The organism is Neochlamydia sp. AcF65 (genome assembly GCF_018342435.1).
GTDB lineage: Bacteria > Chlamydiota > Chlamydiia > Chlamydiales > Parachlamydiaceae > Neochlamydia.
This window is the reverse complement of record NZ_JAEMUE010000065.1, coordinates 1-18,992: the sequence shown is the minus strand read 5'-3', so window position 1 is coordinate 18,992 and position 18,992 is coordinate 1. Positions and strand designations below refer to the sequence as shown.

Annotated in this window: 19 protein-coding genes and 7 pseudogenes; 13 read left to right on the top strand and 13 right to left on the bottom strand. The window is 37.4% G+C overall.

Features of this window, described 5'->3' with window-relative positions:
- Positions 1-401: integrase core domain-containing protein (locus NEOC65_RS08065; RefSeq protein WP_213156097.1), on the top strand; the 401-nt coding region annotated here is incomplete at its 5' end.
- A gap of 346 nt (positions 402-747) precedes the next feature.
- Here the strand turns inward: NEOC65_RS08065 and NEOC65_RS08060 are convergent.
- The 3 genes and pseudogenes from NEOC65_RS08060 to NEOC65_RS08050 all read right to left on the bottom strand — a co-directional run.
- Positions 748-1,605 (bottom strand): NUDIX domain-containing protein, encoded by an 858-nt coding sequence (locus NEOC65_RS08060; protein WP_166156709.1) that lies wholly within the window; start codon positions 1,603-1,605, stop codon positions 748-750.
- Between the two features lie 104 nt (positions 1,606-1,709).
- A pseudogene (locus NEOC65_RS08055) lies at positions 1,710-1,925 on the bottom strand (calcium-binding protein); the annotation flags it as partial.
- 183 nt (positions 1,926-2,108) lie between these two features.
- A pseudogene (locus NEOC65_RS08050) lies at positions 2,109-2,579 on the bottom strand (DUF6155 family protein); the annotation flags it as partial.
- Positions 2,580-3,232: 653 nt separating this feature from the next.
- Here NEOC65_RS08050 and NEOC65_RS08045 point away from each other — a divergent pair.
- On the top strand, positions 3,233-3,931 hold the full coding sequence (locus NEOC65_RS08045) for an IQM protein middle domain-containing protein (protein WP_166156718.1): 699 nt from the start codon (positions 3,233-3,235) through the stop codon (positions 3,929-3,931).
- Between the two features lie 287 nt (positions 3,932-4,218).
- Here the strand turns inward: NEOC65_RS08045 and NEOC65_RS10065 are convergent.
- Positions 4,219-4,481: pseudogene (locus NEOC65_RS10065) on the bottom strand (type II toxin-antitoxin system RelE/ParE family toxin); the annotation flags it as partial.
- 364 nt (positions 4,482-4,845) lie between these two features.
- Between NEOC65_RS10065 and NEOC65_RS08040 the strand changes: the two are divergent.
- The 6 genes and pseudogenes from NEOC65_RS08040 to NEOC65_RS08015 form a co-directional block, all read left to right on the top strand.
- Positions 4,846-5,136: pseudogene (locus NEOC65_RS08040) on the top strand (hypothetical protein); the annotation flags it as partial.
- Between the two features lie 42 nt (positions 5,137-5,178).
- Positions 5,179-5,541, top strand: a complete 363-nt coding sequence (locus NEOC65_RS08035; protein ID WP_166156721.1) for a hypothetical protein — start codon at positions 5,179-5,181, stop codon at positions 5,539-5,541.
- 66 nt (positions 5,542-5,607) lie between these two features.
- Positions 5,608-5,820: pseudogene (locus NEOC65_RS10060) on the top strand (SH3 domain-containing protein); the annotation flags it as partial.
- A gap of 72 nt (positions 5,821-5,892) precedes the next feature.
- Entirely contained in the window at positions 5,893-6,483 is a 591-nt protein-coding gene (locus tag NEOC65_RS08030; RefSeq protein ID WP_249299124.1) for a C40 family peptidase, read from the top strand.
- Positions 6,484-6,775: 292 nt separating this feature from the next.
- A pseudogene (locus NEOC65_RS08020) lies at positions 6,776-7,068 on the top strand (M15 family metallopeptidase).
- Positions 7,065-7,283 (top strand): hypothetical protein, encoded by a 219-nt coding sequence (locus NEOC65_RS08015; RefSeq protein ID WP_166156729.1) that lies wholly within the window; start codon positions 7,065-7,067, stop codon positions 7,281-7,283. The pseudogene NEOC65_RS08020 and the gene NEOC65_RS08015 overlap by 4 nt, the downstream one beginning before the upstream one ends.
- Before the next feature lie 343 nt (positions 7,284-7,626).
- Here NEOC65_RS08015 and NEOC65_RS08010 read toward each other — a convergent pair whose 3' ends face one another.
- The 7 genes and pseudogenes from NEOC65_RS08010 to NEOC65_RS07985 all read right to left on the bottom strand — a co-directional run bounded on the left by NEOC65_RS08010 (position 7,627) and on the right by NEOC65_RS07985 (position 11,565).
- Positions 7,627-7,893, bottom strand: a complete 267-nt coding sequence (locus NEOC65_RS08010) for a type II toxin-antitoxin system RelE/ParE family toxin (protein WP_166156733.1) — start codon at positions 7,891-7,893, stop codon at positions 7,627-7,629.
- On the bottom strand, positions 7,894-8,118 hold the full coding sequence (locus NEOC65_RS08005) for a type II TA system antitoxin, ParD family (protein ID WP_166156736.1): 225 nt from the start codon (positions 8,116-8,118) through the stop codon (positions 7,894-7,896). It abuts the gene before it with no gap.
- 739 nt (positions 8,119-8,857) lie between these two features.
- A pseudogene (locus NEOC65_RS09820) lies at positions 8,858-8,932 on the bottom strand (type II toxin-antitoxin system YafQ family toxin); the annotation flags it as partial.
- 119 nt (positions 8,933-9,051) lie between these two features.
- Positions 9,052-9,315, bottom strand: a complete 264-nt coding sequence (locus NEOC65_RS08000; protein WP_166156739.1) for a type II TA system antitoxin, ParD family — start codon at positions 9,313-9,315, stop codon at positions 9,052-9,054.
- Positions 9,316-9,508: 193 nt separating this feature from the next.
- Positions 9,509-10,993: a DUF648 domain-containing protein gene (locus NEOC65_RS07995; RefSeq protein WP_166156742.1), complete on the bottom strand. Its 1,485-nt coding sequence runs from the start codon at positions 10,991-10,993 to the stop codon at positions 9,509-9,511.
- Positions 10,994-11,117: 124 nt separating this feature from the next.
- Entirely contained in the window at positions 11,118-11,312 is a 195-nt protein-coding gene (locus NEOC65_RS07990) for a type II toxin-antitoxin system RelE family toxin (RefSeq protein WP_349305249.1), read from the bottom strand.
- A 7-nt stretch (positions 11,313-11,319) separates the two neighbouring features.
- The gene (locus NEOC65_RS07985) at positions 11,320-11,565 is read right to left on the bottom strand and encodes a hypothetical protein (RefSeq protein WP_166156745.1); all 246 of its coding nucleotides are present in this window, start codon (positions 11,563-11,565) and stop codon (positions 11,320-11,322) included.
- Positions 11,566-11,674: 109 nt separating this feature from the next.
- Between NEOC65_RS07985 and NEOC65_RS07980 the strand changes: the two genes are divergently transcribed.
- From NEOC65_RS07980 to NEOC65_RS07970, 3 genes are all read left to right on the top strand, one after another.
- Entirely contained in the window at positions 11,675-11,932 is a 258-nt protein-coding gene (locus NEOC65_RS07980) for a hypothetical protein (RefSeq protein ID WP_213156205.1), read from the top strand.
- A gap of 128 nt (positions 11,933-12,060) precedes the next feature.
- Positions 12,061-12,651 carry a GNAT family N-acetyltransferase gene (locus NEOC65_RS07975; RefSeq protein WP_166154304.1) on the top strand — a complete coding sequence of 197 codons (591 nt, stop codon included), beginning with the start codon at positions 12,061-12,063 and terminating at the stop codon, positions 12,649-12,651.
- A 734-nt stretch (positions 12,652-13,385) separates the two neighbouring features.
- The gene (locus NEOC65_RS07970; RefSeq protein WP_166154306.1) at positions 13,386-13,589 is read left to right on the top strand and encodes a DUF378 domain-containing protein; all 204 of its coding nucleotides are present in this window, start codon (positions 13,386-13,388) and stop codon (positions 13,587-13,589) included.
- A gap of 494 nt (positions 13,590-14,083) precedes the next feature.
- On the opposite strand, the gene NEOC65_RS09730 is transcribed toward NEOC65_RS07970, so the two are convergent.
- Both NEOC65_RS09730 and NEOC65_RS07960 read right to left on the bottom strand, forming a co-directional pair.
- Positions 14,084-14,353, bottom strand: coding sequence for a phosphatase PAP2 family protein (locus NEOC65_RS09730; protein WP_349305303.1), 270 nt, complete (start codon positions 14,351-14,353; stop codon positions 14,084-14,086).
- A 493-nt stretch (positions 14,354-14,846) separates the two neighbouring features.
- Positions 14,847-15,332, bottom strand: coding sequence for a DUF6314 family protein (locus NEOC65_RS07960; RefSeq protein WP_166154308.1), 486 nt, complete (start codon positions 15,330-15,332; stop codon positions 14,847-14,849).
- A gap of 503 nt (positions 15,333-15,835) precedes the next feature.
- On the opposite strand from NEOC65_RS07960, the gene NEOC65_RS07955 reads away from it, so the two are divergent.
- Positions 15,836-16,279 (top strand): hypothetical protein, encoded by a 444-nt coding sequence (locus tag NEOC65_RS07955; protein ID WP_166154310.1) that lies wholly within the window; start codon positions 15,836-15,838, stop codon positions 16,277-16,279.
- 101 nt (positions 16,280-16,380) lie between these two features.
- A complete protein-coding gene (locus tag NEOC65_RS07950) occupies positions 16,381-18,408 on the top strand; it encodes a thioredoxin domain-containing protein (protein ID WP_213156204.1) in 2,028 nt (675 codons plus the stop codon).
- Positions 18,409-18,992: the final 584 nt, after the last annotated feature.

Genomic DNA, 18,992 nt, shown 5'->3' with positions numbered 1-18,992 from the left:
AGCAAGATATTCGTATCTTAAGAATATTGACCGATCGTGGTACAGAGTACTGCGGAGCAAGAGAGCATCATGAGTATGAACTTTATCTGGCCATTGAAGACATTGACCATTCTCGCACTAAAGCCAGGCATCCTCAAACCAATGGAATCTGCGAAAGGTTTCATCAGACCATCCAGAACGAATTTTATGCCACAGCTTTTAGGAAGAAAGTGTTTAAAAATGTTGAAGAATTACAAGGGGATGTGGATAAATGGATGAATGAGTATAATAATGAGAGAACACATACAGGAAAGTATTGTTTTGGCAAGACGCCTTTACAAACATTCTTAGATGCCAAACATCTTGCACAAGAAAAGATGTTAGATAAGTTACAACTGACAGAAATAGTACCTGCCAGGTAACTCATGTTTGTCAGGTCAAGTACTGTCCAGGACAAATTATTTCTATAGTAGGAAAAGCTTTTGTACTTCTTCGATCCCATTATTTAAAAAAATGCCCTTATACATTAGCATGAGGCAAAAATTCTGTATTTAATCCTGAAAAGGATTTAATGGCTTACTATTCGAATAGAAATGCCTATGCAAAGTACTTTCATGGCGAAGCATCAATGAAGGACTCCATCTCCTTGCCTGAATTCTCTGTAAAACATGTACACACATATCAAGAGTAACTTTGTATCGATTTTCAGCGATTAGTACTCCTTAAACAAATCGACATATTTATTGAAGTTCTTGCAATCAAGTGACTTTAGATCTCTGCGATTTTGTCTACTATAATTGAAGGAAATAGTAGGGCTTCACTTCTTTCAAACCGATCAATTGGAATCCATTCTACCCAATGAGCACCTCTTCTATCTTCATAAAGCTGAAAACGATTTTTCGTGTAGATTGTTTCATTTGAAAGCTTAATGGGAAAGGTAAAAATAATTTCGTGTCTTTTAATCCCCTGATGTTCAAAGATGTTTTCGCAGACTATAGGTTCACCTGTAATGACGAGATTACATCCAAGCTTCTTATAAATTTCGCGCTTTAGAGCCTCTTCAGCACTTTCACCAAATTTAATACTACCTCCGATGGGACACCATCCTTTTAAAAGGCCATCACCATTAAGTACCTCGCAGACAAGCAATTGATTTTCGTGTTTTGCAAGACCTATTACTTTGCCCCTAATGCTGTTATGAGGCCTCCATGTTTCACTTGTTGGTAGATTAAAGATCGCATGAAGAGCAAATGGAGTTAATTCCTTTTGAAGGATGTCAGTGAGCTTAACCCAACGGTTTTCTTCTTGAGGCACTAAGCCTGGCTGTTTCTCCCAACCTAATATTTTATAAAGAAGGCCAACTTGATGGAATCCATATAGAACACCGTTATTAGCATAGTGGCCAGTAGAGGTTACTATACTTAAAAATTCTAACTTAGAAATGGCTATAGAAGCTTCTTCCAGTAGCTCACGTCTAAGGGCTGCTTCTGGCGTTTCACCGAATTCAATAGCACCCCCAGGAAGCCCCCATAATCCCTCATAAGGTCCTGATTGCTTTTGAGTGAGGAGAATTTGGGAATCTTGAAATATAACTCCATAAGCTCCATGTCTGATGATTTGATTCATGTTATCTGATTTATCCTCTCCAAGCAATGATTGGGATAATATGCAATAGGGCGTGATTAAAAATAATATCCTTGAAAAATCCAATAAGGCCAATCCTCTCATGCTTACTTGATTTTATTACCAACATTAATACCTTTCATCTGCTTCAATGGTACACAAAGTGTTTCTTTATCTTTCCATTTCACTTGTGCAAACCTATCGTATTCGCAATTTTCTCCGTCGCCCATACCAATAATCGCACTAATTTCATCTATTTTCAGCGGGGATTTGCTGGCTAATTGGATACACTTAGCCTTAAATGGTATAGTCATCGTATCTTGTAAATAGTAATACCTCGTTCCGACTTAATTGTAAGCATCTCGATAATTTTCAATGCAAGGCGATCTTCAATTTTTTGGTTAAATTCTTTAAATAATGTTTCCAATTTTTTTTTGATTTTTAATGAACCATTTTTACAGGCAACATAAATTTCCATGCGCTGAAAGTGTAATTATAAAAGGAATTTAAGGGATTTTTTCAAAAAAATCCTTGTACAAGCCCTCAATGGCGTCCCCAAACCCCCATCCCATATCTTGAGTTTGAGCATGGATATTTAAACAACGCTTTTGAAAATTTTCTAGGACCCCATACTCTTCCATGTCTTTCAAGGTTTTTTCAAACATGCTTTCCATGCTATTATAGAATCGTTCGTCAATATCCCCATAATCTAAGGTGCATTTAACCCCATATTCAACATAAGTGAGCTGAAGATCAAGAATACTTAGATAATCAGCGCACACTTTTTTGAAATCGCTAATAGCTTTTCTTGCCACTGAATATTTAAGCTCAGGAAAACCCTTTTTGGGGCAAAACTGTTCTTCCAAAATTTTCTTGTATTTTTGCACTATATCAGAGGGTGTACGAGGTTCTAAACGAGAATCATAGTATTCCCTTACAAAGTCAAAAGTTTTGTAAAGCGTCAAGATTTCATCTAGTAAGGAGTCTTGATCTTATTTTTGCAGATGTTCTTTTAATTTTTTTATTCTCATACATAAATCAGGTTTTGCTATTTAAAGAAAAAGACATTTTATCGTGAGAAAATTCCTGCGACAACTACTTTTTTTACGATTTGTCAGAAAATGAAATTTGGCGGCCCACTGGCGGCACACTGTCATCTTATTTGCATCAATAAATCTCAACACTTAGTAATTGAAATTAAGAGTGTAATCATGCTGTCTTATTGTTTTGGGCAGCGAATAACTGCTGTGAAGTGTGAGAAGTCTGCGGACTCATAACCCGCTGGTCGCAGGTTCAAATAGAATGTCAAGTAATTCTTTAGTTAATCGTAAGATCATGCTAATATTTATAATATTGTCTTATATTAAATTATAAGCTATTAATTCTAAATAGCTAGGAGGAAGAAGTGAATCCAGCCGGTTAAGTTGCAAACCATTCTGCAAGTTTTAAGCAAAATGAAGTTGTCGGTATCAAAACCTCATTCGAAAAGCATGCTTATGACGAATTTCACTTCAGAAGAAGATACATTAATATCCTACAGCAAGTTGCTAGTGAATAGTCCAAAGAAAAACTGACCGATAAAGAGTATTTTAAGATTCAATTTTCAGAGCCAAATTTTAAGTTAAAAAGCATGAATAAATGGTATGCTGATGAAAAAATAAAATATTTTACAGAACAAGGTCTTGAAGATAAACAAGTCTATATAATAAACGGCCTATTTTATAACACAGATCTTAGTTTATATAATTCTAGCAAACCCTTAGATACTGAAACAGGTGATGGCGAAATGATTGTAATGGATCGCCTGGGAAGTATGTTTATCGCCCCTAAAGAAAGAGGCATCTTTCATCACTCATCATTTTTTAGTGGAAAACCTGTAGCTTTTGCTGCTTTATGTTTTATTAAAGATGGCAAAATTCAAAGCATGCTTCGATATAGTGGACATTACTTGCCAGGAGAAGAAGAAGAAAGTTCATTCAAAAAACAACTGAAGACTAATTATCTTATTACAGAAAAAGCTTTTAATGTTCTAAAAGTTGATAGCAAGGGTTATTTAGTACAAACTATTTCCATCTCCTCCAAAGAAAAAGTTGAAAATTTATATGATATTATTGCAGAGCTGGGAGAATTTTGTAGGCCGAGGTTGCGGCTTATTAGCGACGGTAAAAGTGTTCCAACCGCAACACTCGTAGATACTCAGCTAGTGGATATTACAATAGCTGAATCAAACTTAAAAAGTGGTTGTACAATATATGCTCTTGAAATGAACTATACTCCTCATCATCGGATATACCCTACTAGCAAATTTGAATTGATAATTAACGATTAATTCAATTTTTTATAAAATTAAGGGCATGTGGCCAGCAATTCTGTGTAAAATATTGCTGACCCTTTATTTTTGAGCTCCACAGCTTCTAAAATTTCATGACTCTTCTTCGCTTTTAAGTTATTGCTAAAAATTTGTCTCCTTAGCAATTACTTATTCACAATATTTAACTAAATTATATTCGTGATGTTTCGCATTTTTATAAACCCAGCTTTATAGATTTTTTTTATATTCAGGAAGAACTGGCAAGATTAAAGCAAGCTTTTTCTAATCAAAAGTTCTGAATGCGTCTACCCGCCTCCACTTTTTCCGCAATACCTCCATAACAGCCTTTTTGCTATTGCGCAACTTTTTACAAAAGCGTTCGTCACTATAATTTTTTTGCTTTTGAAGAAAAAGCCAAGATAACGATCAGGTTGGGGCTTAAAAGCGTAGATCCCATCTCCTTCATTTCTAAATTTCATTTCGTCGAAGATTTTTCCCTGATTTCCCATTGACAAAAAAGTTTGAGCAGTTTTCTCTGTTTATTTTTTGGTTGTTCTTTGAAGTATTCAGGTGCTAGGTCCTTTATGATCCTAAAACCACTCAATCCTAAATAAGGGAGCGGAAGACTGGGCGCAAGCTGTTGAACGGCAAATCAAAGCTGGCAAGTATAAGTCTGATCGAGTCAATTACCAGGGCACGTTCCTGGAGCTAGTCGATCGCTACAAGGCTGGCGGAATCTTGGATCACTTAAAGTCTGCCAAGGATGTGCTTCGACACCTGGAATACTGGAAAGTACGCTTAGGAGTTTATGCACTCGTTCACCTGAATAGCAACTTTCTTTTGAAGGAAAGGGCTTTACTCATAATCGACAATCCAACTCAACCCCTGCTATTTGCGAGTAAGACAGCCTTCGGAAAGATTGTTATCAAAAAGCTTGGCAAGTAGTAGCAAAGAAAGCAGGGTTGGACGACGTACACTTTCATGATTTACACCCCACCTATTCCACAGAAGCATCTAAGCAAGGGGCTAGCACTATCGAATTATCAACAGCCATGAGGCATAGAACCTTGCAAATGCTAGACCGCTATACCCATATACAAGCTGAAATGACCAAGCACGATTCAGAGGGTATTGTAAAGAAGTTTAATCTCAAGAAAACCGAAGCTGTACAAGAAATCATAAATACTCAGGAGATACCTCAAGCATTGGAGCAGAATGCATAGAGGTTCAATATGAACCATGGATCAACAAGTGAAGGAAAGGGCATGAATAGATCTATAGAAGAAGCACAATCTATACTACTAGACCTGAAATCGGAGCTGCAGAAGTTTCGCGATTTTTGGATTATAGCACAGAAGGATAAACTTGATTTTGAACAACTTTCGGATGCTCAGTGGGGAGTCAAAAGTTCGAGATGTTGGCTTCATGGCTCGACTGATTTGCAAGAATCTAATGAACTTGAGAGATGGTTGTTTGATAGACCTCTTCTCAATGGTATGGCTAAAGAAAAGACTTCAAAATGCATTAAATGCTGGAAAGTATGGTCGCAACTAAAGAACAGATACTATAGCGATTTTCCAGAATATTCAAAAGGCATGATAGTTCATCTAGAAAAAACATCTCTTTAGCATGCTCAGTCAAAAACATCTTGTAAGTGGCGAATCCCAAATGATAAGATTTGTAGCAAAAATGGAATGGAGCATGAAATGATGAATTGTGTGTTTTTGGCTTCTACACTTTTGTTTCACTACATCAACGTTCCCGTCACCAATATGAGAGAACTTCCGAAGGACACGTCTGAAATTGTTTCTCAGGCATATTTCTCAGAGCAAGTGAATGTGATTGAAGAAAACCTTGATTGGACAAAAGTAGAAACAACAATAGATCATTACCAAGGCTGGGTCAAGAGTAATCAGCTTTGTCACGAGCAAAACAATTTTTATGAAAATTCTTGTGCAACTGCAAAGGTCAATCGTTGTATGGCGCATCTTTATCATGTACCCGATACGATCTACGGTCCTATATTGACAATCCCATTTGAAAGTGTCTTAAAAGTTATCGATCTCGGAAATGACAACAATAGCCGGTGGGTTAAGGTTCTTATGTTTGATGAGCGCGAGGCATTTATTCAACGTGGCGACATTATCTTAAATCAGGCTGTCATTAGTCGTGATCAGATTGTGCCATTTAGCCTCCAATTTTTAGGATTGCCTTATACATGGGGAGGTCGTTCTAGCTTCGGATACGACTGTTCTGGCTTTGTTCAAATGTTATATCGTCAAATGGGCGTGTATCTACCAAGAGATGCTAAGGATCAGGTTAAGTGGGAAGGGTTGGCACCAATCGAAATAAACGATATGCTACCTAGTGATTTGATATTTTTTGGCTTAAGTGAGGATAAAATTCGCCATGTGGGAATGTATATAGGATCTGGCCAATTTATTCATGCTACCGTCGCGGAAAATGCTCCTTACATCCATATTAGCAGCCTATCTGATCCGGAATGGAATGGTTCGGGTAAATGGATTTATCGAACAGCACGCACCTTAAGGAAAAAAAACAATGCTTAGATATTTGATCGCTTAATTTTTGTCTTTATTTTATCAATTGATTGCGAACGTTTTTGAGAGAATAATTTCACCGATTACAACCCAAATTTTTGAACAGATGTTTTATTCTTGGAGAGAAAAATAATCCTGTGCCCATAGAAGATTCACGGTAGATTTCCATTAGCTATTGGGAATTTGACGAAAATATGCATTAAGGTTGCCTCATTTAAAAAAAATGATGCTCGTAGGCGTTTAAGAAGGCATTGATTAATGGTCTGCGCAAGGTAACAATAGCTATTCATTTTGCTCTCGCCTGATAGCTGGTGTCACGAATGTTTTTTCAAAGCATAGTTACGGGTTAGCAATCGACATTAATCCTCTTTACACCCCTTATTGCAGAGGATGACTACTCATCCCCGAAACAAGCATCCCTATCTCGATAAAGGAAACCGTATTAAAGGTATGATTTGTCCAGATACGGTTTGCTACAAAGCCTTTACTAAAAGAGGTTGGAAATGGGGCGGTGATTGGCAAGTCGAGAGAGCATATGTCAATTATCTTCATTATGAAAAAGATCTTAAAGATGTTTCAGAAATGTTTAAGTGAAACTACTCACAGCCATTTATTTTCTCATAGCATTTATTTCCCATGGTTACTGTATTGCTATTAACAGCATGGAAAGCCATTTACAGCTATTAGTCGTTACTACTGAAAGTTGGGAGGAGAAGGGCGGATACATGCAATTGTTTGAGAAGGCAGATCAAGATAAAAAATGGGTTCTTATTGATGAACCCCTTCCTGTTGTTATTGGAGAGTCTTGAATGGCCTGAGGTATCGGTCTAGATGGGCAGCTGCTAATCTTACTTTGGTTGATGGTTATAGATATGAGTTAGAAATGCCAACAAAGACTTTGATGATTTTACAGAAAGAGCACACAGCGATTACTCCAACGTTTTAGAATTTGCGGTTTATAACAGAGGATTGCTTAGATAGATAATGATGAAGCACGGGCTTTAAGGACTCTCAACTGAATGGTGGCATTTTGATTTTAAAGGATGGTAAGATGATACCAAGTTTCCTCCAGTAGATGTTTCTTTTGATAATTTGTGATAACTTCCACGCCTTTATTCATCATAATCATCGTATAAAAATTAGTTTTTCACTTCAAAAAAGATCCGAATGAGAACCTGTTCTTGCAAAGATAATTTCCGTTTCTGTCTTTTTATAGACCAGTAGCCAATCAGGCTCAATGTGGCATTCCCAGTAACCCACATAATCACCCTTTAGCTTATGATTGCGATTTTTTGGTGGCAGCGGTTCTTCAAAAGTTAAAAGCCTCATCACTTCTTTGAGTTTCTCTATATCCTTGCCTCGTTTCTTTGTTTTGGCTACTTCCTTTTCAAACAGGCGTAGATGAATAGGTTTAAGCATCTAGATACCGAGTTTTTTGAAGAGATCATCGATATTGTCGCTTTCAACTAGATTTTCGCCCGTCTCAATTTGTTTTATAGCTTCAAGGGTCTCAGCATTTGGAGTGTTGGTACTATAAAGATGTTCGTGTATCCATCCAATAATGATCTCCCGCATGCTTTTACCTAAAACTGCGGCAAGAGCTTTAAGCCTTTTATGATCTTCTTCCGGAACGTCTATAGTCATTCTGGACATATGACCTTTTGCAGACATAATTCCCCTCCATCGTTCTTTATTTTTAAAATACCAGAAATAAAGAAATAAGGAAACAAAAACATGAAAAGTCGCGAAAAATTTTTAATGGCTTACTGGGCAACCAGGCACGCACGGAGGTCATGCATAGCATAAGGAATTGATTGCGCGGTTCACTGACATGCAGATTTTCCCAACAAAATCCCGCAGAGTTCAATAGCCTTTTGGTTTTAAATCCTTTGCCGCTATTACGCCTAGCGGCTGAATAATATTGGGTATGTCGGTGTTCTCCCGCCCTCATCACCCGTCGGCCCCTGGTTCAACTCCAGGTTGTCCTACTTTTTTACCAGTACTCATGCGCGCTTTTGAGCAAGACTGAGGTTGAAACAATAAAGCAAGGTATCCCATGTTCGAGAAAACATGCGACGCAAAAGCTAGGACGAATAACCATTAACCGCGTAGGCAAGCCGGCTAGGGCAAACTGTCCATGCCGGCTACAAGGTGGAAAGCCAACTGGGGCTAAGATAACAGAAGGATCAGCTATTCAGAGAAAAGCTTCATGGAAGCATGGAATGCGTCCTAAGGCCATCCTAGAAGGAAGAAGAGCTTTTCTTGAATATATTCTTTCAAGAGAAAGTTTCATTGACGGCCTTTGGTAGTTATTTAAAGAGATTAGAATACGTTCCGGTTCTTTCAAAATGATCTCTTCCTCAGTTTTGAGATAAACAAGCAATCAGCCAGGCTCAATATGACATTCCCACTGCCCTTTAAACTTTCCAAAGAGTCTGTGTTTTCTGTATTTTGGTCTGAGAGGTTTTCGCGAGCAAGCTTCTCAGCTACTTCGAAGAATTTTTTCATGTCTTTTCCTCGTTTTTCTTGTTGATGCAATTCTTTTTTGAATTGGTTGCGATAAGAAATTTTGAGCATTTATTTGAGACCAAGCTTATCAATAAAGTCATTGAAGTTCTTGCAACGCACTAAATCTTTTCCTTCATCCGTTTCTTTAAAGGCTTTTAATGTCTTATCGTTTGGTTCATTATCACTAAGCAAATGATCTCTAAGACAACTAAGAATAAGGTCTTTAAGAGTGACTCCCATAAAAGCTGCCATAGCTTTAAGTCTCTTATGCTCTTCATAGGGCATATCTATGGTCATTCTTGCATGTTCGTGATGATGTTGCTGTGCAGTCATACCTTCCCTCCTTTCCTGTAGTTTAGCACATTTGTACTCTTCTGTGAATGATGGAAAGGAAAATGAAATTTTTTATATGGAAAAATGGAAATAAAGATTAACGTAGCATTACTAAAGATGAAACTGGATCCTCTCAGGTGTAAGGCTAAATTTTTTATGGATACAAGCTTTGCCTGTATCCATCCTTTTCTGGCTAAGCCTGAATAAAATAGCCATGCCCGTTGACTTGGTCCAGTTTAAATATATGCCCTTTATCAACCAGAGCTTGAACAATACGACGCAGCCACAGCTGCTTTTCTTCTTCCTCAGTAATGAACACTTTAGCAGAAGGAAGTCCAAGGGTGCTATATATACTAAAAGGATCTTTGCTTGTGTTTAAAACAAAGTAACGCTTACCTTTAGTTGATGCTTGGTCAGAACTATTTTGAATAAGTCTGTTCATTTCAGCGATAACATCTTCTGCGACTTCTCTTAAAGTAACAGTTTGCTTTTCCCATTTTAAATCACTTTCTTCGGTTAAATCTAAGCCCAAAGAGGCTAAGTCAACTTGTATAGGCTCTTTGCCGGTCACCACACCTTTGTCGGTATAAAGAGTACGCAACCGCTTGTCATCTTCAAATTCTTTTAAACGGCGGGCCTTAGCTTCTTTTGCCTGCACTGTAGAGATGGCAACTCCTTGTTTACGAGCTTCTGCAATTACAATGTCGATCTGTTCCTCCGATACACAATGAACCAAACCACGACTTCCGTTAAAGTCACCAAGAAAACCATTTTTGTTAAAGTAACCAAGGAAACCATTTATTGCACTATTCATATGCTCAAGGTCAATAAGAGCAACACGTCTAGGGCCATGAAACTCAGGAATTTCATTTAGAATAGGAATATTGCGCCAGGTAACATCATTAAAACCTGTCTTTGCTACGAAGATGGCAAGTTGGCGTGCTGTTTCATTTAATTCTCTAGAGTATGTATGATAAAGTTCTTCCTGTGCACTTTCATTAGGATTAAAGTCAAGACTCTCTTCAGCAATGAGTGTGTAAGCTACTCCGCTGACTTCAACATCAAATTTTCTGCCATGAGGTATAATTAATAGACCTAAGTCATTAGCTAAGCATACCTTCTTCGCTTCAATCATATTATCAAAGCGCTCATTACTAATGGCTTTAGAATTTAGCCACTTACCACCTCGAAAAACTGAAATCCCTGGGCGAGCCATTTTATAAACAACATTTGAGGTTTCTTTAATTCTGAAAACTAAATTATTTCCTTTTGCTAGCCATTTTATAGCTTCATCATCTTCTCTGCTAATGATCTTGGGAATAAGTTGTTGGATCTTGGCTGCTGTAACCTCTGAAATATTTATCCCTTTTTCAAGTTTTTGCTTAGGATCGATGAGCTTAAAACTATGCTGTGAGCGCAAAGCAGTCTTTGCGATAAGCATGATGAGCGGAATAATGATAGTAAAATAAGAAAGAAATCTTCCCACTCTTGCTAAGACAGAAGATCTTGTCTCTGAGAGAATAACTTTTTCTTGTCCTGTTTTTGTACGACCTTGAATTACCTGAGCCTTCTTTCCCCCTAAATAAAAATAATTATCTACCTTCTCAAGAAGGAAAAGAGCAGTAGACTTTGGAGAAGTTTGATAAGTTATAGGGGTAAAAAAACTTAATTTAGACATTTATAGTTATCCTAATTTTATGACATAAGCTTGAGAAAATTTGCCTTAGAGCACGAGCAGCTGGTTCTTCCCACAACCTAGCGATACACCTCTCGCCTATGTCCAATTTCAACAACCAGGACGATTAGAACACTTTTTTGATGGAATACACAATACGATAATCTCCCGAACGTATGCGATATAAAGCAGTTTTTTGGCCTTGTAACTTAATGCTTCCTGAAGGCATCTGATCATCTGCTAACATGCCAATTTTTTCCATAATTCTAGAGCGATCTGTTTTGGGAACTTTCTTAAGGAATTTTTCGGCGCTCTCGGAGATTTCAATTTCATATTAAACGCTCTCTTGCTTTCTTCCAGGAAGATGTTTTTTCCTCTCCACCCTCAATGCGCTTTAGAGTTTGATAAGCTTTTTCAGCCAGCCAATCATCCTCGACTTTTTCCATCTTCTCAAATGTTGCAAGAAGCATGAATTGCCGCATAGTGACCCCTAACTTAGCACAAGCTATTTTTAAATACGCATGTTCCTCTGGATCCATATCTAGGGTTAAATGTGCTTTGTGTGTATTAGCCATAACTCCAAAACCTACTTTATTCTACAGAAACGCAGAAATCCGTGCAATTCATGTATTGGGTGTTACTTATGAAATGCTAACCCGCTATAGTTACAAAGGCGGACAAAAAGTGTCTGCCCAATATGCTAGCCTGGAAAATGGAGGCACAGCCATAGCTGATCATTTGCTGGGGGGGGGGGGGGGGAAAACAGATGAGGTGGCCCATATTTGGGAAAAATGTGGAGCAAAAGCTAGAACGAACAACCCTCAGCCATGCAGGCAGCTCGCTATAGAAAACGGCCTAGGTTGGCTACATGGTGAGAAGCCAACAGGAGCTAAGGCAAAAGAAGGATCGGCTATTCAAAAAAAGATGAACCATCTATGTTAAAAAAATGGTTCAAAGGTATGTGTTTTTCTTTGGAAGCTAAGGAAAAAATGAGGAAACAGTTCCTATCTAAAGGGCTAGATAGAAAGATGTATCTCAAGAAATAGTTCAAAAGCGATTAACAGAAATATATGGCAAGTAAAATAGTCATCCAAACAAAACGACTTATTCTACGTTCTTGGATAGAAAATGATTTAGAAATTTTTGCTCAACTAAATGCCGATGAGCGCGTTATGGAATATTTTCCTTATAGGCTAAATAAGGAAGAAAGCGATCAAATGGCAAAGCGCATGCAAGCTAAGATTGAGGCAAAAGGTTGGGGATGCTGGGCCGTTTCTCGTCTAGATACACAGAAGTTTATTGGATTTATAGGTCTGAATACAGTGGATAAACCTACTTTTCCTCTTCATTTTGCTCCTTGTACAGAAGTAGGATGGAGATTAGCTTATGAGTCTTGGGGCAGGGGATACGCTACAGAAGGCGCAGAGGCATGCCTTAGATATGCTTTTGAAACATTAAAGCTTGGTGAAATTGTTTCATTTACAGCTGCTCAAAATCTTCGTTCTATGGCCGTGATGAGAAAAATTGGAATGCATCATAATCCCGCTGAAGACTTCAATCATCCCAGGATCTCAGAGGGCCACTGGCTAAGAAGGCATGTCTTATATCGATTAAAGGCAAGCGAATGGCAAAAAATGATAATAGGTAAGAAAGATAAATAGTTAAAGAAGAGAGGGGTTAGAGATTAACAGCACTTTTTTTCAATTTATCTCATTTTTTTCTGCGCTAACTCATGTCGAAAGGATTGTACAATTTTTCTATGATTTTCTTTGCTATAGCTATGAGAATGTCTAAAATGCAGTCGGCTATTTATTTGTACAACCGAGCTTTTCTTATTTTGTATATTTGCCTGCTCCTAAGGATTGTTTGCTAAGGATATTAGCTATCCACCATCTTCTAAATAAGCTTATCGATTGTTTCTTTATATATAAAAATGCTTATTTAGTTTTGCTTAAAGTTTGCATTTAGCTTCTTCAAACGACGAATATGTCTATAGAAAAGCTCTTTCCGAAGAACACTTTTTTCTTAAGCGGTACTTAAAAAAAATTTAAGGAAAGCGTTAGCGCTTTCCTTTCTTTAAAATCTCCTAACATACGTTTGGTAGAGAACATTTTTAAGTTTAGTCAGCTATCTTAAAACTAGTTGTTAAAGCTGATTTTTCTATTTCCTTGCCACCTTATACTTTTTTGTAAATAAAGAGCAATTTTTGATCATTATTTAAGCCTCAATTTTATTTTTAAGATTTAATCTAAGCTAAGTGGAAAGCAAAAGGTACCTTAAGGTCACAGGAGATCAAGCAAAGAAATTCGTTTGCTCTTATAAAAAAAATAGTGAATTTATAATAGCAAATATATAAGTTGATTTACGAGCTTAAACCTTAACCTAAGGAGAGAATATGAAAACATTAGACATTGTTACAGCAATTTTACTAGCAGTTGGAGGTCTTAATTGGGGTTTAGTAGGGTTATTCGACTTTAATTTGGTTGAGTTTGTCTTTGGTCAATTCCCTGCAATAGCAAAATTAATTTATGCCCTTGTGGGAGGAGCTGCTGTCTATCAGCTTTTCCAATGGAAAACGCTCAAAAGTTGTTGTAGATAGAATTTTTAGAGAATAGTAAAAAGAGATATAGTAAATTTACTAGGCGCTAGCCCTCTATTATAAAATTAAATAGAGTAGCAAAAATTTTACTGCTTCAATTAACGTATCCCTGCAAGGTATGTAGGGATACGCCAGGATGGCTGAGGGTAAGGGGAATATAGAAAATTTCTCCCTAAGCAAAAAATCATAAATTTGCCTAGCCTTTATTAAAATCCAAAGCCAACACTCTAAAATTTTTACTTAAAAGATAAAATTCATGTTATTGCGGTCAATGAAAGGTTCTTTTATCTGTCTAAAAATAAATTTAAAATGATAGGCTTTTGAGTAGCTCTTTATGCAAACATATACTTATGCTTAATAAAGAGCATGTTTATAAAGAAAGGACTGGCGATAAGGATTAATACACTTTTAACCCATCTAAACAAAGATTATTTAGACCGTATAATTAAAAGACTAACAACGGGCATTATTTGATCAATTATTTAGGAAAGATTTTAAAGCCTGGGTATTGTTAGATAGCTGATCGTACTAGCTAAAGCAGCTCCTACCAGCACATCGTAAGGCCAGTGAGCTTTTATAAGCGCGCGGCCGATTGCTACTCTTATAGCGGCAAGATAGGAAAACGCAACAGCTGGGGAGAGGATAGAATGGCCATATCTTACGATCAAAAAGGCAGGGCCTAAAAAAGCTGCAGCTGTGTTGTCTGAGGGAAAAAAGCGATTGCTTCCCGTCGGCCGTTCTTCAGGAACGCTTCTTTTTAAAATTTCTAAACAAATCTGGGTAATGAGGGTGGAAAGAGCCAGCCAGCCAAAACTTTTGCAATCTTTTTGGAGGAGAGCATAGCTGCCTGAAATAACTTAAAGGGTTACCTCGCCGATATCAGTATAAGCTGCAATCTATGAACGTTGGCAGGGATTAATAGTTGGAAGGTAAGAACTAAGCATATTTGGTTGAGCTCCACCTGCTGGCTTAAAGTATTCTATGTTTGGATAAACATTCAGCTAAAAATTCCTTAAGTTAAAGATGGCTGGAGATTTTTTTAACTTTTAGCTTGGCTAGGGTAGCATCTATGAAATTTTGTAAAGAAAAAGAATAAGGTAAAAAAATCTTTTCTATCTTAAGTGATTACAGCTGCTATGAAAAGTGGGTCATACTTTTCTCTGTTCTAGCAAAGGCTTTTTTCGTGGAAAATTTTTAATCTACGAATGAACGAGTGCTAGAAAAAGCTTATTACTTGCTTCTTATTTAAATAAGCGATTAGAAATAGGAGTAATCGATCTGCTCGTCTTTGCGCGGCCCCTTTATTCTCCAGGCTAACTGGAAGCCAAAGGGTTCAAAATAAACCTTACCGGAATAGATATCTTGCTTACAAAAGTAGGAATTTAAAGAGGATAAAAGGTGTGGATTAGAAGGAACTAAATGAAGGAGGAAGATTGGCCGGCTTGCTCCTTGCCGCAAATGTTCTAAAGAGATTCTGCAAGCTTTAAGGTCTAATCCCCATTGATATACATTGTAAAAATTAAACTGCATTCCTTGCTGATTATGCCACGTTCCTCTTTCATCAAAGATTAATAGAGTATGACTTTGCTTTGTTACTTTCACTTCCCCTCGTCCTTGCCCATTCCATCCTTTTTCATCGTTTGAGTACGTTTGAGAAATAAATGTGAGCTTTGTAATGCTCTTCAATTTTTTCCAAAATGCCAAAAGTATCTGATGGTTTTGCTCTTGAGTTATAAATGCCATTAGAAAAAATTTACTCCTTTTGCTTTTCCTGTCCACAAACATGTGTGTGGCAAAAGCGTTAAATAATTTATCTAAAAACAACAGAGATAGATATTTCAAAATCCTAGGAAAGTTTAAGTGTGACATATACACAGTTTCATTAGCAAGCAATCCTCTTAAGGATTTTTATGTTGACCCTTAAGATACTTCAAAAATTGGATGAGCTAAAAAGTTTAAGCTTTCTTTTAGAGGATTGAATTTTGATGGGTTCGAAATACATTTTGCGGCCACATCCTACTTTTATTTTCTCTTGCTAAGAGGCAGCAGAGCTCTTTTCTTAGATATTTTATTCGTTTAGCATATAAGAGATTTTTTAAAATGGCTTTTAAAAGTTTTTTATTGTAGCTAGGTAGAAAGATCCTCAAACTGATAAATAACTAGATTATATAAGCTTACATCTTCTAAACTTTTAGCTAAGCAATTAGCTGCTTTTTAATTGTTTTAAAGCAATATGAGAGGTAAAAATGCAGATTTTTCCTGATTCCGCACCCAATCCTCAATCCAAGAAAGAGCAAATTATTGCTTTATTTTTAAAGGGGGTTACCGAGGTGGATGAGATTGCCCGTTTAACAGGAGCTAGGCCGACCTATATAGGTTCTTTGTTGCAAAAAGAAGGGTTAATTAAAGGATATTTTGATTTATATACTTCTAGCCAGTTCTTCATGAATGCTTATTCAAAGAACTTTGCCAATCGGCTAGGCTTTAAAGATTCCCTAGCTGTTCAAAAAAGTCTTAGAGTGCTTACCCGCAATTATAATAAGTTCAAAAAGAGTGGAGATCGCGCTGGACAGCACCATACCTTAATCATGGCACTTACCATGTTCAACCGCGCCCGTTGGATGGGGAAAAATCAAGAAGCAGAAGCTTTTAGCCAATGGCTTATTGAGCATTTAAGCCTAGAAAAATAGCTTTGCCTGCAAGCTTTCTTCCACATTTTAAGGTTCTCTTTTTTTGTAGATAGATTTAAAGTTATTCATAATGAGTCTCAACTATTTACTAAGAGGTGAAAATGTCTAACATGCCCAATCATCTCGCTTCTTCTTTAAGCCCCTATCTTCTTCAGCATCAGTATAATCCTGTCGATTGGTATCCCTGGGGTAAAGAGGCTTTAGAAAAAGCCACGCATGAAGACAAACCGATCTTCTTATCCATTGGCTATTCAGCCTGCCATTGGTGCCATGTAATGGAAAAAGAATCCTTCGAAGATAAAGAGGTGGCAGAACTACTAAATAAGCATTTTATTAACATTAAAGTAGACCGAGAAGAGCGGCCTGATCTAGATCGTCTTTACATGTCGTGCGTGCAAGCAATGACAGGCCATGGGGGGTGGCCCATGTCTATCTTTATGACGCCTAATCTAAAACCCTTTTTAGCAGGCACCTACTTTCCTCCTACTTCCCGCTATGGGATGCCAGGGTTTCGCTCTTTGCTACAGGAAATCATCCTGCAATGGAAACATAATCGCACTAAACTTACTGGTTCCTCGGAAAAAGTTTTTCAATATTTATGGGAAGAAGAGAGCCAACATCAACAATTTCATGGTTCTCTTTCTAATAAGCTTCTCGAGCGGCTTGTAGAAGACTGCCAAAAGGATTACGATTCTGAATGGGGTGGTTTTGGAAAAGCGCCTAAATTTCCTCAGGCTGGAGCGTTTTTTGCCCTTCTGCATCAATATCATCACCACGACCAGCCAGAGAATTTAAAAATGATAACCCATACTCTTGAGCAAATGGCACGCGGGGGTATTTACGATCAACTAGGAGGGGGCTTTCATCGCTATTCTGTCGATGAGAAGTGGTTAATCCCTCACTTTGAGAAGATGCTTTACGATAACGCTCTTTTAAGCCGCTTATATTTGGAAGCCTATCAGCTTACTAGGCAAAAAAGCTTCCTTGATGTTGCTTTGCATACTTTGCAATATTTATTAAGAGAGATGCGCGATCCTTTAGGGGGCTTTTATTCCGCTGAGGATGCAGATTCAGAGGGGGAGGAAGGAAAATTTTATCTTTGGTCTCTTGCTCAAATAGAGGAGAGTTTGCAAGATCCTCAGCTCTTTTGCCATACCTACGGAATAACAAAGGAAGGAAATTTTGAAGGAAAAAATATTTTACATCTTCTTTCGCCTTTAGAAGCCCTCTCATTTCAAGAGCAAGAAAAATTGGCTGTAGATCGTCAAATACTTTTGGAGAAGCGCAACAAACGTATCAGGCCTGGCTTAGATGATAAGATTCTGGTCGACTGGAATGCTTTGCTGATTTCCAGCCTAGCCAAAGCCTACCAAATCACAGGAGAATCGTTATACTTGGAGTCCGCTCAACAAGCAGCACAATTTATTGAAAATAATATGATTCACGAAGGTCAATTGTATCATTTATGGCGAAGAACTTTAGGATCTACACCAGGTTTTTTGGAAGATTATGCTAACTATATTCTAGCCCTTCTAGATCTTTATGAATATGATTTTAATATAAACTGGTTGGAAAGGGCTCAAAACATGATGGAAAAAATGAGAGTGCTTTTCTGGGATCCTAAAGATAAAGCTTTTTTTGCATCCTCCCTAGCGCATGGCTCGCTTTTGGTGCGTAAAAAAGTCTTTAATGATGATGCTACTCCTGCTGGCAATGCTCATGCAGCCCTAGCTTTTCTTCGATTAGGTAGCTATTATGAACGTAGGGAATATAATCAGATGGCTGAGCAAATTCTTTCTTTGCATGCCACGGCAATGCAACAAGCGCCTAAATGGTATGGCACCCTGCTATGTGCAGTTGATTGCTATCTTTCTTCAATGCAGCAAATCGTCTTGCTAGGAGATGTACAAGATAAAAAAATTCAAAACTTGCTTGCTGTAATTTATAGTGAATATCTCCCTCACAAAGTTGTGTCTTTGGTTAATAAAAGCTCTCAAGAGTTGCCTGTAAACAAAGGTAAGGAAGGCGACCCAGGCACTGCCTTTGTCTGTTATCAACAACGCTGTTTTCCTCCCACTTCAGATCCTAGTAAGCTACATTGCTTATTAAAGGAAGGAGCCGCATTGTGAAAAGCTAAGCTAAATCTTCTTAACCTGTAAGCTATAATGCTGTGGGGGCAAAGCTTTTAAATAGACTGCTAATACAAAAAAAATTTCCTTGAGTCTACACAGATGAGAAAAGTTTGAGCAAAAGACTAAAGAAGGGTAGCTCCAATTTAGGCAAATAAGATGGCAAGTTGAACGAGCCATATCTTGGTTGCAAAGGAAATTGTGGCGCATCTTATAAACTTTTAAGCAGCTTTTTGTGTAATCACACACTTAATAAAAAGTTTGTTTTTACGGAAAAAACCAGGCGGGAAAAAGGTTGATTTCTTTTTTGTTTATATGGGCAGAGTTTCTTTAAAAGGCATTAGCTAGTCCAACCTGATTTACCCTAAAAAACTCCATCATTGCATCAATTTTAAAAAGAAAAAATGTAAATTTCCTTTTAATGGTAAGCTAAAAAAGTAGAAATCCAAAAATTTTTGTTAGTGAGAATGAAAATAGGCTAAAATTTAAGAGTTTTAGAGCAGGAGGTAGCCTTCAAGATAGGATTATAAAGCAATTTAAAGAAGAAATTAAGCTTTTTTAGCCTGAATAAAGATGTTTGGGAG